Raw genomic sequence first — 22,152 nt, 5'->3', positions numbered from 1 at the left:
GTTTTCGGCGCTCACCGCTTGAAAAAGAGGCTCAAGGCTTGCTCACGGTCACAGGGTGCGGGTCGCACGCACAGTCGGCGTCTCACCGCAAGTCTTCCGCGCCTGGACTGGCCGCGTTGCGCCATGAGCGGATGCACTGCCCATGCCATGCCCGCATGGACCCTGTCATGGTCGTCTCGCAGCGGACCATGAACGTCCGCGGCAGCGAAGCGGTTGCCACCGCCATGGCTGACCTCCTTTGCTGACATGGTCAAGCGCGGCCAGTGGCGCCGGGCTACGTCGAAGAAAAGTGGCAGAGTGAGACGCTTGACCTCATTCTCTCGTGGCCGAGCAAGCATGATCGCTTGGCGCCAAGATGCCATTACCGATCAAACATCGCCTTCGCGCTAACAGCGCGGTATCGATTGTTACAGCTCAATCAAGCTCGTATGTATAACGCAACATCAACAGTATACATTCGCCGGTTCGTTCAGCACGGCTAGCTATTGTAGTCGCTGGCCAATGCCGCGGGCAGCCTGCTGTACGAAGGCCGCTGGACCCGCAACACGTTTGCGTCCAGAGGCGCCCTCGCACATGCCGCTGAGCCCCCATGGGCATTTTTGTTGGAAGCGTCAGCGCGTGCGTGCCGCGCGGCTGATGTCCTGCAACCGCCGTTTCTCGTCGTCGGTCAGCGCCTCGCTCTGCGCTTCGCTCAGTGCCCCGTTGCCGACCAGTTGGATCACGCTGTTGGTGTCATAGCTACGCCGGTCGTCTTGCCGGCGGCGCTCGTCGTCCTGGCGGGGGCCGTCGCTGCCGCCGCCATAGCCGAGCACTTCGACGATGATGACGGATGGACGTTCCTTGGCGCCGCCCTGCGTCGCTTCCCTGGTGGCATCCTCGGCAGCCTTGTCCTTGGTCTGAACCGTCATATTGAGGCTGACGCTTTCGACCTTCGGCATGCCCTTTTTGTCGCCCTCGACCTTGATGTTCTCGGCATTGAGCACGATCAAGGCTGCGACATTGAAATTGCCGCTGACGCGAATGCCGGCGTCACCGGCATTGACGGTGCCCTGCGGCGCGATCAGCGACACGTCGCCTTCCCTGACACCGGTGAAGCCGATGATCGTGCCGATTCCGCTACCGCCGATATCGGCGCGCTCCTGCACCTTGGTCACGCCATCTTCGTCCGTCGTGATTTCCGGTGCCGAGGGCACGCGGGTGGTCTTGGCGCCGCGACCAGCGTCGATGTCACCGAGCGTGGACCAGATCACCTCGTCGCCGCCGGCAAAGGTGAGCACGCGCGAACGGTTCACCGTGACGCTATCGCGGGCGAAGATGCTGATATCGCCATTGCCGAGCGTGACGAGGCCGGCACCATCCGGCACAGTCATGCCGAGCGCGGCAACCTGCAGGCCCCCGCCAGGCGTCAGGGTCTCGACGGCCCCACCCGCCATGGTGCGGAAGGTGGCATTGCCGATCTTGATATCGCCGCCCCATTCCTGCCCCGGGAACAGCGCAGCGATGGCCGCATAGCCGCGATTATAGCCGCCGTTGCGCGGCAGGCCGTTCGCATCGAGCGTGTTCTGGTCATCGCCGGCCGCGTTCAGTTCCTGGATATAAACGTCGCGGAGAAAGCGCTGCTGCGCGAATGTCGGCAGGGATTTGAAGCGCTGCCATGCATCAAGCGGCGACAAGGTCTCGCCGGTCATATCCGCAATGAAGGATACGAGGCCGGAGCGCGCCTTGTGCTCGGCGCCGCGCCGGATTTCGACTTTGTCAGTGAGATAGATCGGCAGCATGAAGCCATCGACCTCGGTTTTCAGGTAGTCCGGCATGGACGCCAGATTAGCCGGATCCAGATAGGCGGCCATCAAGGCATCATAGGTTGGCTGCTTGCCCTTCAGCCCGGCCATGACAGAAATTGCAGCCCCCTCGCGGGCAAGGCCTTTCACCTCGCTCAGTTCGTTCGCGCGATTGCTCTGATAGGCGTCGTAACGGCCGTTGGTGACAACCTCGAAGCTGGTGCCATAGACATCGCGTCCGGCGGCGAGCGCAATCGCGCCCGGTCCCTGGACTTCGATCTTGCCGCCGATCCCGATAATATCGTTGCCGGCTTCGAGCAGCGACACATCCGCTTTGTGGATGTTTCGCAGATTGTAGTTGATGTTACGGATATCCGTGCCAGCGCGGAACCAGGTCTGTTCGTTGGTGGTGATGTTCGCCAGAGTCTGCACACCCGACGAGGTCGCAATCAGCGACCCGGTGATCGAACCGTTCCGTGCATAGATGCGGCTGGGCTCCATATCCGCGGCATTGTCGAGGCTGTCCGGATTGCGGACGCTTTCGAGATAGCTCCGAAGCGGGCCGTTGCCAGGAGTCATGCTGTGATTGAACGTGAACTGGTTCAGGAGAAGCGCGGCGAAACCGCTGCCGTTGAGCGACTGAAACTCACTGAAATTGTATGGTGTCCGCATCTGCAACCAGCCACCGCTACTGCCGGTAACCGGCATCAGAGGCGTGGGCATCATCGCAATGGTGGCGCGTGCCATGGTGACCTCACCGAGCACGACGTCGCTGTCCGCGAGCATCCGCAGTTCCGGATTCTTGCCCGGTGCCGTAAAGAAGCGATCGTGACTGATCACCGAACCATTCAGAGCGGCGACGTGTGTCACCGACGGATAGAGATTAGTGGCGAACAGTCCGATATATGAATAGTCCACGTGGAGACCAAACGTCCCGCCGGAGATATCGACCTCCTTGGACAGGAAGCGCCCCTGATTGGCGAGCGTGACATCGCCGCCGACCGACAGCAGTTCGAGCGAAGTCCGGTCCGTATAGCCGCTCATATAGGCGCTGTTCCGGCTAGAACCGCCAGCGTAAACGCTGTCCGAATTGAGCATCAGCGGATCCAGCACCGTCTGCAGAACCAGATCGCCTGCGGTCTTCACCTTCATGACGGCATCACCCAGAGCCAGCACCGGCGCGATGTCGAAAACGGATTCGCGCCCGTCAGTGAGCACCGCGGATACCGTGCGACCATTTGCAAATTCGCCGGCATTGATGACGCCATCGCCGCGGCCGACATAGTAATAACCCGCCCGCACCGCGCCGCCGGCCTCGACCTGCATCAGGCCGCCATTGCGCATTTCAAGCTGCATCGGATTGCTCGTCGTACTTTCTCCGCCGCGCACCCGGCCGTTGGTCGGCAGGGCTACCAGCATGTTGACGAGATCACCGCCGGTACTCACGGAAACATTGCCCCCGCCCAGCGCGCCCACGCCTTGCTGGAATTTGCCGTAGTCGATCCACCACGAGCTCTGCAGGTCATCCTCGAAGCGCAGGTCCAGACCGATCGACCCGACCTTGCGCAGCCATTCGGTAAACAGCTGATTGTCGTCCAGCTCGGTAGCGGTGGATCGACCGGTCGGGAGTACCGAGGTCGCATTGCCTTGCGCAGCGATCCGCAGATTGCCACCGTCGATGCCGTAAGTGGCGCCCGTCGGCGCCTGGAAATCGGCATAGACGGTCGCATCGGCGCGGCCTGCCGTATAAACGGCCGATTCATGATGTGCGAGCAGCAGATCGCGGCCGGCAACGATATCAATATCGCCGGTGCCGGTGCGGACGACCTTGCCAGAGGTGGCATCGCCGATTGTCAGCGTACCGCTTGCTGTGGAGAGCGCTGCGAGCGGCACGACCGTCAATGCGCTGGCTGATGAGAGGTCGGCGCCCGCGACGAGACGCAGGTTCCAGGATGCGGTGCCCTGCAGAATTCCGCTGGTGTCCGCTACCGAGAATCCGTCGCTGAGATTGCCGAGCAGGACGAGATTGCCTCCGGCACGCAGCGTCAGGCTTCCCATGCGCATCGACGCGAAATCGGTAGCGAGATTCCAGTCGGTCTGAAGCGTGAGATCACCGGTGCTCCTGATCTCGATGCCGGGCATCACGGCAATGCCGCCGGCGTTCAGCCGGGCCGCGATCGCCGCTGTATGGCTCGCAAACGTGTTCGCATGGGCAATCGCGGCGGCGCGGATGGCATCGACAGAACCGGCATCGCCGTTCTCCACGCTGACGCCTTCCATAACCGCGGACCGCGCACCGACCACCGTGGCCTGCAGGTGACTGACGTCGATCTCGTCATGACCGATCGTCTGCTGCGCGCGGAAGCGAACGCTGCCGCCCGAGGCGCCCGACACGTCGATGATGCCACCAGCAACATCCATCCCGCCGCCGCTGGATTCGAGGGTCACGCGACCGCTGCCATATTGGCCGGTTGCGCCGGCCTGCAGCAATGCCGAGCTCAACATGGTCAGGCCATTGCCCGCGCTGATCAAGATGTTGCCGCCATAGGGTGAGCGGGCATCGATCGTTCCCGCGAGCGTCACCGAGCCCTGGTCGGCGACCAGCGTGAAATCTGCCACCTCGGTCAGGCCATCGACCAGTACATTGCCAGAGCGGATGCGGAACTGGCGCGATGCCGAGAAGCCGGATGCGTTCAACGTCTGGCTCATGCCGGCAAAGTCGGGCAGCGTGGCGATATCCAATGCGAAGGATCCGCCCTTCTCGCCTGTCCGCGCATGCGCTTCGATCGATCCGCCCAGCAAGACCGTGCCGCCATTGGAGGCGGTCAAAGATAGCCTGCCGGCAGCGCCACCGTCCGTATGGGCGGACAGATTGAGGTGACCACCCGACGCGACGACAACCGAGCCGACCGCGGTAAGTGCGATACTGCCTGCATCGGCGAATTGCGCGACATCGTAGAACTGCTTTTTGAAGCCGCTCACATCGATGGTTCCGCCGGATGCGATCGAGACATTGCCCGCCGTTGCTGTGAGATTGACGGCACCGCCGAGCGCGACGATGCGTCCGCTCATTTCGATGCTGGTCCCGGTCAATGCGAGGCGCGTGCCGAGGCTGGCCTCGACATTTCCGACTGGAGCGCTACCGATTCCGACCACGCGGATAGCGTTCTGGGTGATGATCGACTGCGAGGCACCGCCGCGCCCCGTAACCACCGGACTGACCAGCGTCACCGCGGCCGTGCCCGCATCGAGCGAGCCGCTGCCCTGCCCGGTCACCTGACGGTTCGCCATCAACATCACCGCATCGAAGCCGCGCAGCGTCTTGGCGCCGCCGCCGAGGATGATGTCATTTGCATTCAGCGACAGTTGGGCATTGCCGACAGCACCGGGGCTGACAAACGTGCCGGCAGAATTCTCCAGCACCACGGTGTCGCCCGTCACGACGATGGCGCCGCTGCCATAGCCGACAAGGCCGGCAGCGTCGAAGGTGACGGTGCCTAGGCCAGCGCGACCGAGATCGACAGAGGTGTAGAAATCCATCGTCGTATAGCTGCGCAGAGTCAGCGCCTGCGTATTAGCGAGTTGTGCCAGCGATGCGGCATTGAGAACCAGACCGCTGCTGCCGCCGCCGAATCCGATCCGGCCGCTAGCCAGCGAGAGCGCCAAGCCGGACAGGCTTGCGCTTCCCGCCACCGAAGTGTCGCCCGTCGCGTCGATAAGCAGGGCATTGCCACCCGAAAGCGTCGCATTGGCGCCAATGTTGACCAGGCCGCCCGCCGAGATATCGACATTCTCTCGGATGACCTTCACCACGTCGCCAGTCGAGACACGGATCAGCGCACCATAGTCGCGCGACGGCGTGAGCAGCACGTCATTGTCCGGATTGGTGTCAGGCGTGCCGATATCGCCATAAACGGCCTTCACCTGCGGTGCCATCACGAGATCCACGCCGGCGCCGGGCGAGCCGCCGCGCGCAACGATGACGCTGCCATCAGCCACATGGACCGTGCCACTCGCAGCCAGCACGATCTCCGAACCGCTGAGGCTGCTTCCGGCATCGTTGCGGACCATGATGTCGGTGGCCGAGACGTCGACGCGCATGCCGCGCGCATCGACGCTGCGGATACCGCCAATCAGGACGCTGCCCGCGCCAAAACTACTGAGCGAGGCAGAATCCACGACCAGATAGCCGACCAGATCGCTACGATCCTGTCCTGCGCCGACGATGGCGATCTTGCTACCGGCGATATCGACGAGACCGCCGCGCCCGCCTTGAGCGGGCTGCGACTGCAGCGTGCCATCGAGAACGAGGCTGGACGTGGCCTGGAACACCACCGAGCCGCCATCCATCGTCAGGCGCGGGGTCACAACATTGGCGCCAGTGAGGCGATACTGGCCAAGCTTGAAGGCGTCGGAGGCGAAATACGTGTTGGCCGTGGCCTCATTGTATTCGCTGTAGCTGCGCAGCGCCGCGCCCGACATCACACGCCAGGACGAGGTGAGCTGATCGTGCCCGCGACCGAAGGTGTCGGCGCGGCGCCCGGCCATCAGGGACGTACCGTCCGCGAGCGCGACGCTGAAAGAAGACTGGTTACTGGCAGAGCCCTTCACCATGGATATCGCGAACGCACCGGGCAGCAGCGCGTAGCGCGCCGGCAAGAGGTCATACCAACCCGCCGCGAGCCCATTACCGCCGGCCAGCCAGACCTTCTGCTGTGCAACTCCCGACACCTGCATTCCCGGCAGGATGGCGTAAACACCGGACTGCGTCAAAACGTCGTGTGAGCCTCCTGGGCCTGGTACGTGTTCCCAGGCGAGAAGGTCGCCGCCGCCGCGAATATCGACGACCGATCCGGCCGCAAGCGTAACCTTCGGACCCTGCAGAACAATGTTCTTCTCCGGCAGCTTGCTCAGCGATGGCGTTGGTTCGGCCCACGTCGGCTTTGTTATTGGATCGATCCAGAATTCGTTGTTACTCAGCATGCCATATGGAACGATCAGGCCGTCGCCAGACACTGACGTAATACTGCTGGCGCCGAGCGTGATGCTGTCGCTGGCCTGGAACACGATGCTGCCAAACGGCGCGCGCACGATGCCATTCTGGGCGATTACCGGCGCTTTCAACGTTAGAGTGCCCGCGGCGGACAACGGCAATTCACTATCGCCGTGACGTGTGATCACGAGTTCGGTCCCCGCTTCAACCGATGCAAGAATTCCGGTGGCGGGATAGAGTTGACCGACCTTGAGCTCCAGGCGGCCGTCGGCGCTCAGTGTCGCCGTACGTGCAGTGGTGAGATCCGTGAGCAGCCCGCCCATCCGTACGTCGCGCGCGACCAATTGCGTATCGGCAAAGCCGGAGAATGCCGCACGGGTAACATCGATGACGTCAGCCGTCATCACGAGCTTGCCGCTCCCTGCATCGTGCGCTGAGCCGGATGCACCGTTCAGCGCAATATAAGGCGCGGTGATAGTCGCCGTTCCCGCGCCGCCACTATTGATAGCGCCTGTGATCGAGATCGACTTGCCGAGCGTCAAGTTGATACCGGGAGCAACGACGAAAGCCGTCGCATTGACGTTCAGTGATCCAAAGCCACCATTGGAGATCGTGTCGCTGGAGATCTTGGTGAGTTTGACGGACGCCGTCGGCAACTCGACCCGTTGCGTGGCAGCGCTATCGAGATAAAAATATCGCGTCAATAAGTCGAGCTGATTCACATTCGTCGGCATCACGGACGACAGCGGCTGATCAATGCCGCGCGGCGTCGTATCGGCATTGAGATCAACGATCGCGAGTCCGCCCCCTCGGGAAAGTCCCGTGCTCGCTGCGCGGATCGCAAGCAGCACGGTGCTATAGCGATATGCCGTGTCGGAGCCGGAGCTATGTTCGCGGTAGATGTCCAGATTGCCACGCGCGTTGAGCGCCGTGATGAGGCCGGTGTCACGATTGACGTAATAGAGCGTTGTCGGGAGATCGAACATTGGCGTCGTTTCCGACAGTTGCGCAACGCTGATCTCGAGCGTTCCTCCAATGGACCCAGCACCGCCGCTGTGCGCCTCGAACTTGCCGGCGATTACATCCTTCGATGCACCGCTGAAACCGAGCAATATCTTGCCGCCATCGCTCGTCAACGTGTAGACGCCGGATTCACCGCGTCCGCCGTCGAGATCGAACTCGCCGCTGGCGCCAGAGACATCTACCAGAGATCCCTTCTCCGCCGTTATCGTCTGGGCATTGCTGAAACTCACAGAGCCGCCCGCGAGCACCTCGCCGGACCGCAAGCCACGATTGCTGATCTCGGTCACTACCGCACCGCGCGCGAGAACGCGGGCGCCGGCCGTCAGCTTCAGCTCGCCACCTGCGGCGGTGAGCGCGATCACGCCGGCAGGTGCATCGAGCGTGCCGCGGATGGTCAGGTTTCCAGGCACCTTGGTGCCCAAGAGGTCGTCATGACCGCTCGCGACCAGCGTGATGCTGCCGCCGATATCGGTAACCACGACCGCGCCTGTACCGATGATGATGTTGTCGCCAACCAAACCAAGCGCGGTGGGCTTGCCGGCGACCCGCTCAGCCAGCGGACGGATGGTCAGGCCAGCGATGTCGCGGATCGCGGCGCCCGACAGGATGGTGGCCGGATTGATGCCGGCCAGGTCGATACTGCGTGCCTCCTGGGAAATGACCGTGCCGTCCGCGACCACGATGTCGCCAGTGGTGGTCAGTTCGAAGCTGCGAAAACCACGCTCGCCGAACAGCGTGCCGGGCAGCCAGCTCGTCGCGGGATCGGTCGGCCCGGCGCCGCCGATCACGACCGATCCTGTTGTAACGATCGACAGGGAGCCGCCCGAGGCCGCCGAATATCCGCGCAAATCGAGATCGGCGAGTTGCGCAACATCCGTCGGTGACAGGGTGAGCGTGCCGGCATCACCAAGCTTCAGCTTCGGCTTGATGCCTGTGGTGTCGTACCAGCCGCCGCCGGAGACATCGAACGTGGCACCCGGCGCGAGGTCGCCAGCGACGGTAATGCTGCCGCCCTTGATCACCGGCTGCAGGCCATTGCGCGGCCCGTTAAACCAGACTCCGCTCACATCGATGGACGCCGTGGGGCCGTAATTCGCGGTCTCGGCACCGGCAAACCAGACCGTGCCACCGGCGATGCGGATGCTACCGTCCACATTGAAGGTCGCAGGATTGTTCGAGCCGGTATTGCCAATGATGTTGAGCGTGCTCGCGGGCGCCAACTCCAGCTTTTCGTCTTTAGCCAATGTGAAGCCGGCGGCCACGTAGAATGCCAGCTTGCCCATTTCGGACTGGGCCAGAACATCGGCGTCGAGATAGGTCGTCTTCTTGCGCACCGACAGGTCGTCGCCTTCTGTGCCGGAATACCAGATGGGATCGAGCGTGCTGTAGGCATCGAAACCAGCCGGCAGCAGTTCAGGGCTGTTGCCGATTACCAGATTGCCCATCAACCACTGGCGATGTTCGTCGCTGTTGCCGCCGATCGTGAACGAACCCGCCGCGGCCGTCTTGCCCGATGCTGACTGGCGTTCGCCAGTAAGGACGCCGCCCCAATAGCTGCCCTCGAGCACGAGTGCTTCGGCCGCAAACATGCGGATCGCACCGGCCGCGCGCCCTTCCGTATAGCCCTTTTCAAAGCGGCGCGCATTGCCGCGATCGAAGATGCTGGACCATGTCTCGGTGAGCCGGCTATCGACCTGACCCTGGACGTTATGCGTGCGCGAGAACGAGCCGGCGAAACCGACATAAAGCTGGTCAGGCATCGCGTCGCCGATGTCGTAGAGGCGGCCGTCGGCGCCGAGCAGCCGCGTGGTGGTGATCCAGCCGTCCTGATAGCGCACCGAGCCACCGGATACGTCGAGCAGAGATCCCGGACGCGTGATGATCGAACCGCTGGACTTGATCGCGATCGAGCCGCCGATCGTGGACAATTCGCCCAGCGAGGTCTTGCCGACCCCGATCCAGCCGGAGAAGTCGCCGAGCGGCGTACCGACCCACGCACCGGGCGATCCGGAGACCCACTGCACATCGGCCATCGGACCATCGGTGAACAGGCCTGCAACGCGCTTATCCACGCTGACGGTCTTGCCGCGCAGCCAGGAGTCCCGATAGAGCGGCGAGTCGCGGAGTTCGTTGATGCGGAATTCGCCGGTGACGACGTTGCTTTCCATGGTCAGCAACACATCCCGCAGGCCGGCGACGCTGAGATAGGCATCCTCGCCGATATAGATGCGGCTGCCATCGCGCTTCACCGGCTCGCCGGTGATCGGCGTCTCCCCGGACAACGTCGAGGTGCTGGCGACGATGCTGATCGTACCGGCGGGCACGATGACGTTCGCCGCAGACTCGATGTTGATCAGCTGGCCGCGCATTTCGATCTTGCCGGGGCTGTAGCGCGTCGCTAGCGAAGTTTGCTCGATCTCGCTGGTATCGGTCAGGTCCGGCATCGCCGTGGTGACACTGCCGCTGCCGAGCGTCACGCTGCCCGTGGACCAATAGCGCAAGGGTGACCCATCCGGCAGAGAACTCGCATAGGAGAGCATGCCCTGATCCCAGGCGCGCAGCCGGATCGAGCCCTCGCGATTGTTCAGCGCAGTGGACGCCTCAAGTGCCCCATTCTGCACGATGCGGCGCGACATCAGCGTGATGTTGCCGTGATCTGCCTTGACCATGCCGTTGTTCACGACGGTGTAGCCAACCGATGCCGCCCGCGCCTCCATTTCCGGGAAGAGCAGCTCCTTCATGCCGATGATGAAAGCCTTGCCCGGGTTCTCCCAGTTGGCCTGGCCGCTGGCCGTCGCCATGTGGTAATAGTCGAACATCCACCGCATCGGCGAGGAGACGGCAATGTCCAGGCCGCGAACGCCGTAGATATCAGCTGTCAGATAGACCTGCTCGCCCGCCGCCAGGATCACCTGACCGTCCGGCGCGGAGATACGCCCGTCGTTAAACACGCGCGGAGCGAACACGAGCGCCTTGCCGCCCGAGGCCATCGTCAGTTGCGCACCGGCCTCGACCAGCACGTCGCCGGGCGCATCTCCAATCACGGCGCCAGCCACTTGCCCAGGGTCGTTCAGCCCCACGGACTGGTTAGGCTTGGCCTGGCCGAGATAACCGAATTGCGGCTTGGCGATGCTGCTGCCACTATCGTCCTTGAAGACGTAGAGCACGTTGTTGATGCCGGCACGGAACTGCTCGTCCGACAAGCTCAACGACGATGCGACGAAACTGCTGACGTTAACCTGGCTGGCGCCACCGAACACGATGCCATTCTTGTTGATGACATAGACCTGCCCTTCGGCCTTGATGCTGCCGAGGATGCGGGTCGGTGCCAGCGACGGATCGGTGACGCGGTTGAGGGCGATCCAGTTCGCCTTGTCGGCGCCACCTGCAGTCTGGTTGAAGTACACATCGGTCTCGCGGCCGACATTGAAGCTTGACCAGTTGAGGATGGCCTTTTGCTCGGTCTGCTTGATCTCGACCTGCGTACGACCGCCAACTTGTGCTGACGTCGGCTTGTCAGCGCCGACCCAGATATCTGGCGTCACGCCGGCGCCCGGCGCCACGACGAGCCCCCCCGCTGTCAACCCATTGGGGACCGCACTACCCGCCCCGGCCAACGCAGCCGCCCGCGCGGCACTTTGCGCATCGCGGATCGCTTGCAGCGATTGCGCCGCCCGCGCCATGGACTGGATCGCCTGCTGCCCAGCCGCCGACGACTGCTGCGCATTCGCCGCGGCTGCAGCAGCTGCAATCGCTGCCGGATTGCTGGCGCCGGCCGCGTTGCCGCCACCGAGACTGCGCGCATCCGCCTTTGTCACCGCACCGAGCAGCACCACCAGGCTGGCGCTCACAAGTAGACTGCTACGCTTGAGCAGCTTGCGCGAAACCGACGACGGCGAATGGGCGGCGTAAACGATCATGGGTCTCTCATCATTCCAAAGGCAAGCACCGTCCACCGGATCGACCCCGGCTGTGCCAGCGTCCTCCTGGAGACACCTGGGGCCTCGCAGCCCCCACCGAATTTTTATGAAATTTTCATGTCACGCCGCCGGCTGCGATCAGCCGAGCAGCACCAGTCCGCCGGGCAATGTGCGGCGCCGGATGCCGAATGCCAGTTCAATCTGGGACAGGGCGTCATCCGGCCGGTCGATCCTGAACCGACCGTTGACGGGGCTGCGCGCGAGATTGCGATCGAGCAAAACGATGTGGCCCGCACGATAGCGGTTGAGGTCGTCGATCACCTCGTGCAGTGGCGTCATATCGAAGATCATCAAGCCGCGTTGCCACGCCGACGCGACGGCCGGATCGATGGATACCGCCTCTACTATCGCATCGGCGCTGTAGCTGACCTGCTGCCGCGCACCGAGGACGATCGCCCCGCTTGGATGGGCGATACGGACTTCGTTCGCATAGCAGGTCACGCGCACCTCGCCGCCCGCCCTGCGAATATCGAAACGGGCATCGGTCATGGACGTCGTGCCGCTGTCGGCGAGTACGTCGAGATGACCCGCACGCTTTTCGGATGCGGAAAAGGACGCTTCCCCCGAAATCAGCCTGACGACGCTGCCAGTCACCGACAGGCTGGTGCGTGCATTCATCTCGACGGCAACACCATCCGCAACGGAGATCGCGCGCCGTTCACCGGTGCCGGTGCGGAAATCCGCCCGCAACTCGGAATAGGATGGCCACAGACCGAGCGGTGGCTTCGCCAGCAGCAAGCCACCGGTGGAGGCCGCCATCGCGCCGCCGATGAACGCGCGTCGCGCGATCCGGCGCGATCGATGACGGAGATCGTCCCGCTGCGCCTCATCGAGCATGCCACTGGCGGGCTCCACCGCGCGCCAGAGCCGGCTGGCCGACGAGAAAGCCGATGCATGGGCCGAACTGCGCCGGCACCATTCGCGCAAGGCGTCAGCATCGGCGCCGGTCGCCTCGCCCGAGGTCAGCCGTCGCACCCAGGCATGGGCCTCGCGATCGAGCAGCGTCAGCTCCTGTGGATCAGTTTCCGTGCGGATCATCGCGTCTTCTTCCAGCCAAAGCGCGTGGCGCAATATTCCTGCGCTTGCTGAAGTTCTTTATCGACCATCCCCACTGAGATGCCAAAGCGCTCGGCGATCTCTTGCCGTGACACGCCCTCGATTCTGGATGCAAGAAGGATCCCGCGCTGCCGCTCCGGCAATTTTGCGATGATCTTGCTCAGGCGCAGAATCTCGGCCCGGCCCTCGAACACCTGCAGCGCATCGGGGGCTTCATCGGCGATGTGCAACAGGCCATCGACCTCGGCAGCCGAGAGCCGCCGTCGATCGGCGCGTATGCGATTGAGAGCGACATTAAAGGCCGTGCGGAATAGATAAGCGGTCGGGTTGCGCACCGTCCCGGCACTCTCGGCACCATCGAGGCGGAGATAGGTGTCCTGTAGCGCCTCTTCCGCCCAGTCCTGCGATCCGAGCCGACGTGCCAGACGCGTCTTCAGCACGCCATAGCGATCCGTCAGCAACTCTTGCAAGCTCGCGAGGGGCGATGAAAGTCGCGCTTCACTCGCGGGTTGATCCTCAACCAGCTTCGGCGCCTCCGGCGATCCCGACTTTCTAGCCATGATGCAGAGCGCTTCTGATCGGAGGGCAATTGACGGCACCGCCCGACGACGCCGGCAGCACGACCATCGTGAAAGGTTGAGACATATGCGACGGAGCCGGCCGGCCGATACCGAGCGTCCGTAGCGTGCGAGCTATCGCCTCGTCACGGCTGCTATCGCCGGATGAGCCAAGCAGGTCGAATTGCTCGATCTCTCCCGTGGTTCCGACCCTGAAGCTCAGTGCAATACGATAGTCGGCCGGGCGCGTCGCGCCGTTCGCACACAATGCCGCAGTGATGCGCTCCTGAAGAAGCGCGGAATAATCGCGTTGAATGGCGTCCTGCTGCGCGATCGCAGCCCGCGCGATCACCGTGGCCGATCCGGATGATCGCGCGATGTCGCCGGAAGGCAATAGCGTGAACGCATCGGCGGACGCGTACTGCGCGGCCAGACCGGTCTCACGAAGCAGCAACCTGAGTGCCGTTTCCGGTGTGTAGTGTCCCGCAACCGGTTTCGATATGCGTCCGACGGCAAGCTGCCCCCGATAGAGGCCGACGATCCCAGTTGCTGCACTGTAACTGTCGAGCGCTGACGCCAGCGACTGTCGAGGAATGTCGAACCGCAACAGCCCCTGTCCGTCTGCTCCGGCACGTGCAGCCACGTGGCTCATGCCGAGAATGATAATCGATGCCGCAAGGATCAGACGCTTCCGAACAGTAGCCAGCCACGCAAGATCTTGCCTGCACGCGCACCTGTTCCTCACGTTACCGCACCCTGGCACATGATAGACGACCTCACATGGCGATCGATCAACCACTAATCCTGCGTCTATTACCGTCGTTGTGTTGACATCAGAGTGACAGGAGATCTTTTGCTTGAATATCGACACCACATAGATCGCCGGAAGCCGGCACAGGCACGCCACATCAAGCAAGCCGACATCTACTCTCTGGACACGCCGAGCGAGAACCGCAGATTGATGGGTTGCAGCATCTCCGGCGGCGGCGCTTCGCCGACATTGCCGCGGGTCAGCACCGAGCGCAGATCGCTATTGGCCCGCTCATCCTTGAATGGCGCGAACGACACCTTCTCGACGCTGCCATCTGGATTGAGCCAAGCCTTGACGACGATCGAGGACGGCGCACCATTGGCGGTCCCAGCGTTTTCCTTCAGCCACGCGCGAAAGCGATTGGCGATTGCCTCGTCGGCGCTCATCCATTCTTCGAAGCGATATTTCACCAGTTTGGAGAATTGGCCCCAGGATGGTGGCACCGCGTCCGGACTGCGGTAATCAAGGCCCTGCGCGGCGACTGGCGTCGCTGCGAGGGAGATCACACCCAACGATGTCAGCAGCCTACGGAGTCTGCTCGGTCTTTCAACGGCGGCCGATGACCCATTCGATCGTTGCATGACGACAACTCCTTCAATTCAGACAGACGACACGGGCGGAAATGCTTGCTGCGCGGTGAGCCCGCGATGCGGAACCGCTGAGTTGTGGGCGATCGTCTTCCTGCGGCCGAATGTTGCTTGATGCGAGAAAGGACTTGGCGCTGGCAGCACTGACCGCGAGCACGCGGTTGACATTGGTCTTGCGGCTGATGACACCTTCGACGAGACCTCGTGAGTCCAGCACCGGAGCGCCGCTGGCACCGAACGTCACGGTGGAGGTGATCGCGATATGGCCGGCCTCATTGCTGCCGGATGTCTTACCGACCGATGCATTGGCCAGCATGCCGCCCCGGGTCACCATGGTCGGCAGGCTCGTATAGTCGGCGGCGAACACCATCGAATTGACCGACGACGGGGCCGTCCGCGGAAATACCGCCGCAATCCCGCGTGTTGTCGGCGTCTTCAACAAAGCAAGATCATATGGCGTCGATAGCGCGATCAATCGCGCTGTCGTGCTGCGCCCCTCTTTCTGCACCACGATGCGGCCGCAGCTCTGCACGACGTGCCGTGCGGTCAAGACGTGACCGAGATCGTCCACGAAGAATCCAGTGCCGGCGCGCTCGACTGGCGGCAAATCAGCACGCATCAACGGTTTGGGCGGCGCCAATGACGGCAGATCGTTCTGCGCCGGCAAGAGGAATTGCGACCATGCCGGCGATACGGCACAGACGACTCCGATCACTGTCGTGAGCGCGCAGAGGTAACGCCGTTGATAGAGCCTTGGCATAGCGTCTGTCTGCAGCCCGTTTGGCAACACGGAATCCGTTGGATGGACCATGAGAGGCATGTATCAGAACCTACCGCCGCGGATTCCCGTTGAAGGTCGGCTGCGGCATCCGGAACGGCACCACGGAGCGCCCGAAATTCGAGCCATACTGCTGTTGAACGGCCGGAATGTTGACGATGCCTATCCTCGTGTCTGAAGAGCGCGCATCGATCAGCGGCAGATTCAGGCTCGGAGCGACCTTATCGACGTCCCGTCGCAGGTGCTCGTTGAGGCAGCCATAGCTGCGTGCCCCCCCGATCTCGACATCCACGCAGCGCTCAAAGGTGCGCATCGGCGCGGGCTGACCGCCGATGATCAGTTCGGACTTCGGCTCGACCGCCAGGGGATTCGGCTCCTGCGCAAAGGCAGGCATCGCCACGACCATCAACAACAGCGCGGAAAGCCGGGCGATCATGTCGTGCTACTTTCCTAGCGTCCGGGATGTGTTGACCTGAATGGCGACCTGAGCAAGGCGATTGTTCAAAGCGGCGAAATTGACACGGCCACTCCCGCCAAGCGTCAGGCAACGTTTGCGACAGCTCGCCATCGCCAGCGCACTGCCCCCGTCCCCGGGACTAAAGCCGAAAGTCGCGACAGGGACAGTGCCGGTCAGCGGATAGCCTTTGGCCGCAAGGCGCGCGCGCGCCCTGATGCAGTAATCGACCGATAGCTGCGAGAACCGCGTCTCACCGTGACCGGCACGATATTTCATGAGCGCCGTACAGAGGTCGCCACCGGCTTTCGCCCAGGCCTGCGCGAGATACATCACGCCGTATTTGACATTGACTTCCGGCGCGGCGAAATCCGCCATCGACCCGGTAAAGCCGAGCATGCGCGCCGTCGGCGGCATCACCTGCATGAGGCCGATCTCGCCATCGGCACCGATCACCGCCGGATTGTAGCCGCTCTCCACGCCCATGACAGCTTCGGCGACATCGGCCGGCAGACTCGTATGGCGCACTTCGCGCTCAATCAGCGCGCGATAGAGGGCGCGCGGATTGGCAGCATGAATGGGTATCGATGACACCATTGGCGAGGCTGGCGGCGCCGCGGCTCGTTCCGTTGCCAACTTTGCGGTGTCCGGCTTGATGGCATCTGCCTGGGACTCCGCGACCTCGGTCTCAGCCGAGGCCACGCGCATTCCGCCGGCCGTCTCTGCATGGACAGTGACGACCGGGACTGACAGCAAGCCGGCGGCGAGCATCAGCGTGATACGCGCCCCCCGCGCGCCACGACCAATACTCGATAAAAGGCGGCTTGCTGTCATCGATGCGGACCTATCAAGCCACCTTGGCTTCAGCAGGCACATCGGCCGGTGCCACCGGAGCGACATCGGTAGGCTTATCCGACGCGATCTTCTGCAACTCCTCACGCAGATAAGGCACAAGCGCCTGCACCAGGTGATCCCAGATCTCGACCTGCGCACGCACATAGTTCGGCGCGACGCCACCGATCAGCGAGACGTCCATGGTCATCGCGAGGAAGCCCGGCACCAGCTGCAGCCGGCCGAAGCGGCGCAGCGCGTTCCAGCGATTGACGATGTCGAGCGGCAGTTCGCCTTCGACATTCAGCCACGCGCTGAAGGTGAAATCGACGAAGCTCCTGTCGTCGGCAGCAAGACGATTGCCGGGACGGACATCAAACGCGAAGCCTGCGGTCGATGAGCGGAGCAGCGAGACATTAGCTGCAGTGTCGTTAACGAGCTCGACCCGGTAGCCCGAGTTCTGCATCAGGTCGCGCAGTGATTCCAGCGTCAGGCTGGCGAGATTGGTGTCGGACATACAGATACTCCCTAGTTCTTCTTGCCTTCGAGGAGCTTGGCGAGTGCCAGCTCGTTGATGATCGGCGGTTGCTGCTTCAGCAATTCAGCGAGATAGTTCTGCCGCAACTGGGTTGCGCGCTGCTGACGGATCTGGCGGATCAGCGCATCGCGAACTTCCGGCAGGGTGCGCGTATACGGCACTTTCGTGTCGATCAGACGAATGAAGTGAACGCCGTCGTCCAGCGTGATCGGCTCGGACACGGCACCCTTGGCAAGGCCCGTGATCTGGTTGCGGATTTCCGGGCGGATCTGATCTTCCGGTAGCAGGCCGAGATCGCCTCCGCGCTCCGCGCTCTCCTTGGCTGCGCTATCGGCACGGGCGATGGCCGCGAAATCCGCGCCCGGTGCTTTCAGCTTCTGCTGCACCTCAGCGACCTTCTTCTTGGCGGCATCCGCCGTAGCCTTGTCGGCGTCCTTCGGCACGGCGATGTAAATCTGACCGATCTGATATTGCCTCGGCACCAGGAACGAAGCCCGGTTGGCTTCATAGACCTTCTGCAGATCGTCTTCGCTCGGGAAGTTCGCCGGCGGATTGGAAACCGACTGCAAATAAAGCTCGACCAGCGCGCTTTCGCGCACCTTGTCGAGCTGTGCTTCGATCTGTGGCTGCTTGTCCCACTTCCTGGCGGCGAGTTCCTGCATCACCAGTCGGTTCGACAGCATGACGCGTACCGCCTGGCTGAGCAGTGCCGGATCCTGCGCCAATGCGGCCTGTTCACGCGGGCCAAGGGTCGCGATGAAGGTGCGCATATCTTCGGCAGTCAGGTCGTTGTTGCCGACACGCGCCACGACTTCGCCGGCGGCCTTGGCGGGAGCAACGGCATTCGACGCAGTCGGAGCAGCGGCCGCGGGCGCGGCTGGAGCAGCGGCAGGACGAGCCGGTTGCTTGGGTGCTGGCGCCTGCGCGACGCGCGGCTGTCCGGGTTGAACCGCGGTCTGTGCGAGAGCCGGCGAAAGCGTGAGCGCCGAAGCGACGGCAAGGCAGGTCGCCGTAGCGAATGATAGAGACGGACGCAAACGCATTATTGAATAACCTTCTGCTCGAGCAGTTTGTCTTCGTAGTCCTGCAGGATGTTCTGGACCTCGACACGACGAACACCGGTCAAAGGTTCGTTGATAACCGCAATGTCGCCGAAGGACACACCTTCATACCGACGCAGCAGCTCGCGCCCGACCTTCATCAGCTGGCCGTTCTTCGCGACGCAGCTCTTGGTGCTAGCCTTGTACGCCGTCGCCTCTCCTTCGAACTTGGCACGTTCCGCGTCCTTGGCGCGTGCCACGGTTGCGGCTTCTTCATAGGCCGCCTTCCACTTCTCCAGCGTCTGGTTGCGATCTTCCAGACGCTGGTTGAACTCATCCACCGCCTCGCGGTGCATCTTCTCGGCTTCCTTGGTCTGCGCCTTTGCGGTTGCAATTTGCCCAGTCAGAGCTGCCTTCTCACGCTCGGCCTCGGCGACCTTGCCCTGAAGCGACGCACGCTGGTCTTCCAGCGAGCGCGTCTGGGCGGTCAGGCTGCGCACGGCGTCGCGCAGCTTATCGGTTTCCGATTGCGCGCGAGCCTCAACACTGGCCATCGACGCGACGATCGCAACAAATGTCAGGATTTTCATGCGCATGATCAGAACTTCGCGTTCAGGTCGAACTGGACGATGTCAACCGAATACGGTCCACCGGCGATATTGTTGGCGCTCATGTAGCGGAGCGTTGCCCAGACATTGTCGGAGAGACCGAGATTGCCGCCGATGAAATAGCCCTTGAGGTTCGTACCGCCGAGACCGAAGTCGCTATCGACGAAGGCGTCGATCATCGCGTCGGATTCGAGGTACTTGTAGCCAACATGGACATTCCAATCCCACAGAGTTCTGACTTGCTTATGACCGACGGTCACGCGCGTCATCCAGCCCTGGTTGCCGCCATTGAAGGGGCCGACCGTGCTGTCCGATGTAGGAGACGTGTTGTTCGCAATCGTACGCGCTGCGTAAGCGTTATAGCGATCAAGACCCAGCATAGCATCGCGGTTGAAGGCGGTGTTGTTGACGTATTCGCTGTCAATGACGACATGGACCGGATGGAAATCGCCGAGATCAACCTGACCGCTGACCACGACCGGGCGGAACTGGCTGGCCAGACCGAAATACTGATAAGCCGGCTGGATTGTGCCCGCCCCCAGGGCCGGATCCGCGGCGATATTGCGGAGGGTGTAGTAGGTGTTTCCCTTCTGCGCAAAGGACGGCCGGGTCACGTCGGTGTCGCAGACATCCGCGGTTCCGAATACATAGCAAGGCGTTGACGCGCGACCCTGCGTGTTGGTGAAATCGTAATAAGCAACCCCAAAGCGGAAGCTGGACTGCGGGTCGAACTTCACACCAACGCCGGCCTGCACGCCGTACATCCACTTGTCGTTGCTGGCATACTTACCGGGCAGACCGTCTTTGATCAGGTTCTGATCGATATTGTAGCCGAAGTTGAGATCGCTGTTATATGTCGGGAATGCGCCAGCGACGATGAAGGGCGTGATGCCCGGCGACACTTCGTGCTTGAGCTGAGCAGCAAAGCCGTCGAATCCGAGATCGCGGTACCAGACGAGATCGGTCGGCGACCAGAACGGATTGTCGAAGCGGCCGACCGAAAAGCTGAAATCTTGCGACGGCTGGTAACGCAGATAGGCGCGGTCGATCCACAGCGCGTATTTCGAGAAATTGCCGCCGTTACCGCCCATGGTCTGATTGAGCGTCACTGGCGAGTTGCTGTCGCCACTGGCAAAGCGGAAGCCGGCAAGGACATTATCCGAAACATCGATATCGGCACCGACGCGGAGGCGAAAACGGGCGCGATCACGGTTCTCGCTGGTGTTCAAGGTCGGCGCGAAATACGGGTTCGCTTCCGAGAGATCATACGGATTTCCCGTATTGATCGAGTTGAAATTGACCAGACGCGGATCGTTCCCAGTCGGGAAGAATTGACCTTCATAGCGCGCGCGCATATCGCCGCTGAAGCGGATACGTTGTGCCCATTCCGGATACTTGCCCGGCGACGCCCAGTTTTCCTTCTCGGCCTTGGCCATCACTTCGCGCTTGATATCCTCGCGCAGTTGACGCTTCACGATTTCCGGCACGTAAGTCACATGCTTGGTGCCCGGAGGCGATGCCGCCGCAGCCGCAGCACTCGCGGCCTTTGCGGCTTCTTCCGCACGGGCCGAAGCACCCTTGGCAGCTTCACGCTGCACATAGGATTCGTCCTCGGCTTGCTTGATCAGCGCGGTGCCCTGCTCCTCGGTGATCACGCCCTGCTTGATCAGCAAGTTGACCAGGCTGGTCGTCGAGTTCGGCGCAACCGGTTTCTCGCGCGATACGCTGGGGCGCTTGGCGCGGGCTGCACCATCCTGTGCCGTAGCCGGCACGGCGAGGGTCAGCGCGCACATCGATACTGCGAGCGGCAGTACGCGCCGGGCGGTATCGGTCTTTCTGTCGAACATTGGTTCAAGTCCCCTGCTAGTCGAAGCGATGTTTGCTTGGCCGTCCCCCGGCCGCGCGAATTAAGTTGCTTTGCGTCCGGTCGCCCGGACATTGATGGGCATCGGCATATCGTTCGGCGGCGGCTCCCGCAGCGTCAGACGGCCGATGACGTCGTTGCGAATGGCGGCATCGATTTCGGCGCTGCCGCTGGAATTCACGAGTTCGACGCGGCTGATGCGGCCGGTATTGTCGGCCCAGATGCGAAACTGCAGCTGCATCACCGCATTCTTGGTGCGCTCATTGGCGCGGATCGCCGCTTCGATCTGCGTCTGCACGATCGAGGCGTACCAGCCCCAACGGCTGCCACCGCCGCCGCGACCGCCATAGGGGCTGCCACCGACCTTGCTGCCGAGATTGAACGCATCGCCTGGCCCGGTCGCCGGCGCATCGAGCGCCAGAGGACCCGGAGGCTCCTCGCTCTTCGCGTCCTTGACTGGATCGTCTGCCGGCTTCTCGACCGGCTTTTCCTCGACCCGCTCTTGTTCGACCATCTTCGGCTCTTCCGTCACCTTGGTCTGCTCGATCATTTTCTGTTCGGGCGGCGGTGGCGGAGGCGGCGGAATGATGTTGACGACTGTCAGCTCGCGCACCTGCTTTGGTGCGGGCATGTCGCTGCCGCTCATGAGGAAGATCCAACCGCCGACAAAGAGCAGCGTGATCACCCCGACCACTACGCCATAGCGCAGATAGACGCCGCGATTTCCGGTGGCCTCGGTGCGCGTGAGTTTCTCTGATGGCTTCTTCACGATGCGGCCTCCAGCACGGCGTCGTCGGAGAGCTTCTCGACGACGTATTGCAGAACGAATTTCACCACTGCATCGAAATCCGTTGTCTGGATGATCATCCGCGTGCCGCTCTCCGCTTCGATCACCAGATTGAATTCGGCGCTCGATGCGTCGAATTCGATGAAAGCGCTTTCGTCGATCGACAGGCGCAATGCAGGGTGATGCGACAGCGTGAGCGACAGGCGCCCGCATTGCGGCACCAGCTCCGCCACCCGGCGGCGCAGCAGCTCCGTGAGCCGAACCAGCAGCGCTTCGCCACGCAGCGGGAATGACAGAACGATACCCGGCTGCTGGACGAGATCGATGCCAGCCGGCGCGCGCGCAGCGGTGTCCGGCGGCACCGGCGCGACGGTGGCAGCGGAGGCACCGCGACGCAGCCATGCCCAGAGGGTCGCGAATGCGCCCTTGGTGTGGTCATCGATATGGCTGGCGGTCTGGATCAC

The 22,152-nt window shown here is 62.6% G+C and carries 14 protein-coding genes; all 14 read right to left on the bottom strand.

Annotated features, from left to right (window positions below):
• Positions 1-611: 611 nt before the first annotated feature.
• Complete coding sequence (locus tag ACIQ2A_RS12645) at positions 612-11,717, bottom strand: filamentous haemagglutinin family protein (RefSeq protein ID WP_398479532.1); 11,106 nt, start codon at positions 11,715-11,717, stop codon at positions 612-614.
• Positions 11,718-11,855: 138 nt separating this feature from the next.
• Complete coding sequence (locus tag ACIQ2A_RS12640) at positions 11,856-12,815, bottom strand: FecR family protein (protein WP_398479530.1); 960 nt, start codon at positions 12,813-12,815, stop codon at positions 11,856-11,858.
• Complete coding sequence (locus tag ACIQ2A_RS12635) at positions 12,812-13,393, bottom strand: RNA polymerase sigma factor (RefSeq protein ID WP_398479528.1); 582 nt, start codon at positions 13,391-13,393, stop codon at positions 12,812-12,814. The genes ACIQ2A_RS12640 and ACIQ2A_RS12635 overlap by 4 nt, the downstream gene beginning before the upstream one ends.
• Positions 13,386-14,033 (bottom strand): STN domain-containing protein, encoded by a 648-nt coding sequence (locus ACIQ2A_RS12630; protein ID WP_398479526.1) that lies wholly within the window; start codon positions 14,031-14,033, stop codon positions 13,386-13,388. The genes ACIQ2A_RS12635 and ACIQ2A_RS12630 overlap by 8 nt, the downstream gene beginning before the upstream one ends.
• Positions 14,034-14,314: 281 nt before the next feature.
• Entirely contained in the window at positions 14,315-14,707 is a 393-nt protein-coding gene (locus ACIQ2A_RS12625) for a hypothetical protein (RefSeq protein WP_398479554.1), read from the bottom strand.
• Between the two features lie 88 nt (positions 14,708-14,795).
• Positions 14,796-15,407 carry a serine protease gene (locus ACIQ2A_RS12620; RefSeq protein ID WP_398479524.1) on the bottom strand — a complete coding sequence of 204 codons (612 nt, stop codon included), beginning with the start codon at positions 15,405-15,407 and terminating at the stop codon, positions 14,796-14,798.
• Positions 15,408-15,618: 211 nt separating this feature from the next.
• Positions 15,619-16,002, bottom strand: a complete 384-nt coding sequence (locus ACIQ2A_RS12615) for a hypothetical protein (protein WP_398479522.1) — start codon at positions 16,000-16,002, stop codon at positions 15,619-15,621.
• Between the two features lie 6 nt (positions 16,003-16,008).
• On the bottom strand, positions 16,009-16,728 hold the full coding sequence (locus ACIQ2A_RS12610; RefSeq protein WP_398479552.1) for a lytic transglycosylase domain-containing protein: 720 nt from the start codon (positions 16,726-16,728) through the stop codon (positions 16,009-16,011).
• Positions 16,729-16,867: 139 nt separating this feature from the next.
• Complete coding sequence (locus ACIQ2A_RS12605) at positions 16,868-17,368, bottom strand: YbjN domain-containing protein (RefSeq protein ID WP_398479520.1); 501 nt, start codon at positions 17,366-17,368, stop codon at positions 16,868-16,870.
• 11 nt (positions 17,369-17,379) lie between these two features.
• Positions 17,380-18,432 carry a peptidylprolyl isomerase gene (locus ACIQ2A_RS12600; RefSeq protein ID WP_398479518.1) on the bottom strand — a complete coding sequence of 351 codons (1,053 nt, stop codon included), beginning with the start codon at positions 18,430-18,432 and terminating at the stop codon, positions 17,380-17,382.
• On the bottom strand, positions 18,432-19,025 hold the full coding sequence (locus ACIQ2A_RS12595) for a hypothetical protein (protein ID WP_398479516.1): 594 nt from the start codon (positions 19,023-19,025) through the stop codon (positions 18,432-18,434). The genes ACIQ2A_RS12600 and ACIQ2A_RS12595 overlap by 1 nt, the downstream gene beginning before the upstream one ends.
• 2 nt (positions 19,026-19,027) lie before the next feature.
• Positions 19,028-20,884, bottom strand: a complete 1,857-nt coding sequence (locus ACIQ2A_RS12590) for a putative porin (protein ID WP_398479514.1) — start codon at positions 20,882-20,884, stop codon at positions 19,028-19,030.
• Positions 20,885-20,944: 60 nt separating this feature from the next.
• Complete coding sequence (locus ACIQ2A_RS12585; protein ID WP_398479512.1) at positions 20,945-21,670, bottom strand: TonB C-terminal domain-containing protein; 726 nt, start codon at positions 21,668-21,670, stop codon at positions 20,945-20,947.
• The gene (locus ACIQ2A_RS12580; protein ID WP_398479510.1) at positions 21,667-22,152 is read right to left on the bottom strand and encodes a hypothetical protein; all 486 of its coding nucleotides are present in this window, start codon (positions 22,150-22,152) and stop codon (positions 21,667-21,669) included. Before ACIQ2A_RS12580 ends, ACIQ2A_RS12585 begins: the two co-directional genes overlap by 4 nt.

The sequence above is a fragment of the Tardiphaga sp. genome, assembly GCF_044336785.1.
Lineage (GTDB): Bacteria > Pseudomonadota > Alphaproteobacteria > Rhizobiales > Xanthobacteraceae > Tardiphaga.
The sequence above is the reverse complement of the archived record's forward strand: the minus strand, read 5'-3'. Positions and strand labels throughout refer to the sequence as shown.

Excerpts from the sequence above, each read along its gene's own strand:
- ACIQ2A_RS12615 (WP_398479522.1), bottom strand. The coding sequence starts at position 16,002 with ATGATCGCCCGGCTTTCCGCGCTGTTGTTGATGGTCGTGGCGATGCCT.
- ACIQ2A_RS12600 (WP_398479518.1), bottom strand. The coding sequence starts at position 18,432 with ATGCGTTTGCGTCCGTCTCTATCATTCGCTACGGCGACCTGCCTTGCC.
- ACIQ2A_RS12640 (WP_398479530.1), bottom strand. The coding sequence starts at position 12,815 with ATGATCCGCACGGAAACTGATCCACAGGAGCTGACGCTGCTCGATCGC.
- ACIQ2A_RS12605 (WP_398479520.1), bottom strand. The coding sequence starts at position 17,368 with ATGTCCGACACCAATCTCGCCAGCCTGACGCTGGAATCACTGCGCGAC.
- ACIQ2A_RS12645 (WP_398479532.1), bottom strand. The coding sequence starts at position 11,717 with ATGATCGTTTACGCCGCCCATTCGCCGTCGTCGGTTTCGCGCAAGCTG.
- ACIQ2A_RS12595 (WP_398479516.1), bottom strand. The coding sequence starts at position 19,025 with ATGCGCATGAAAATCCTGACATTTGTTGCGATCGTCGCGTCGATGGCC.
- ACIQ2A_RS12590 (WP_398479514.1), bottom strand. The coding sequence starts at position 20,884 with ATGTTCGACAGAAAGACCGATACCGCCCGGCGCGTACTGCCGCTCGCA.
- ACIQ2A_RS12635 (WP_398479528.1), bottom strand. The coding sequence starts at position 13,393 with ATGGCTAGAAAGTCGGGATCGCCGGAGGCGCCGAAGCTGGTTGAGGAT.
- ACIQ2A_RS12610 (WP_398479552.1), bottom strand. The coding sequence starts at position 16,728 with ATGCGCGTGGCCTCGGCTGAGACCGAGGTCGCGGAGTCCCAGGCAGAT.
- ACIQ2A_RS12620 (WP_398479524.1), bottom strand. The coding sequence starts at position 15,407 with ATGCGTGCTGATTTGCCGCCAGTCGAGCGCGCCGGCACTGGATTCTTC.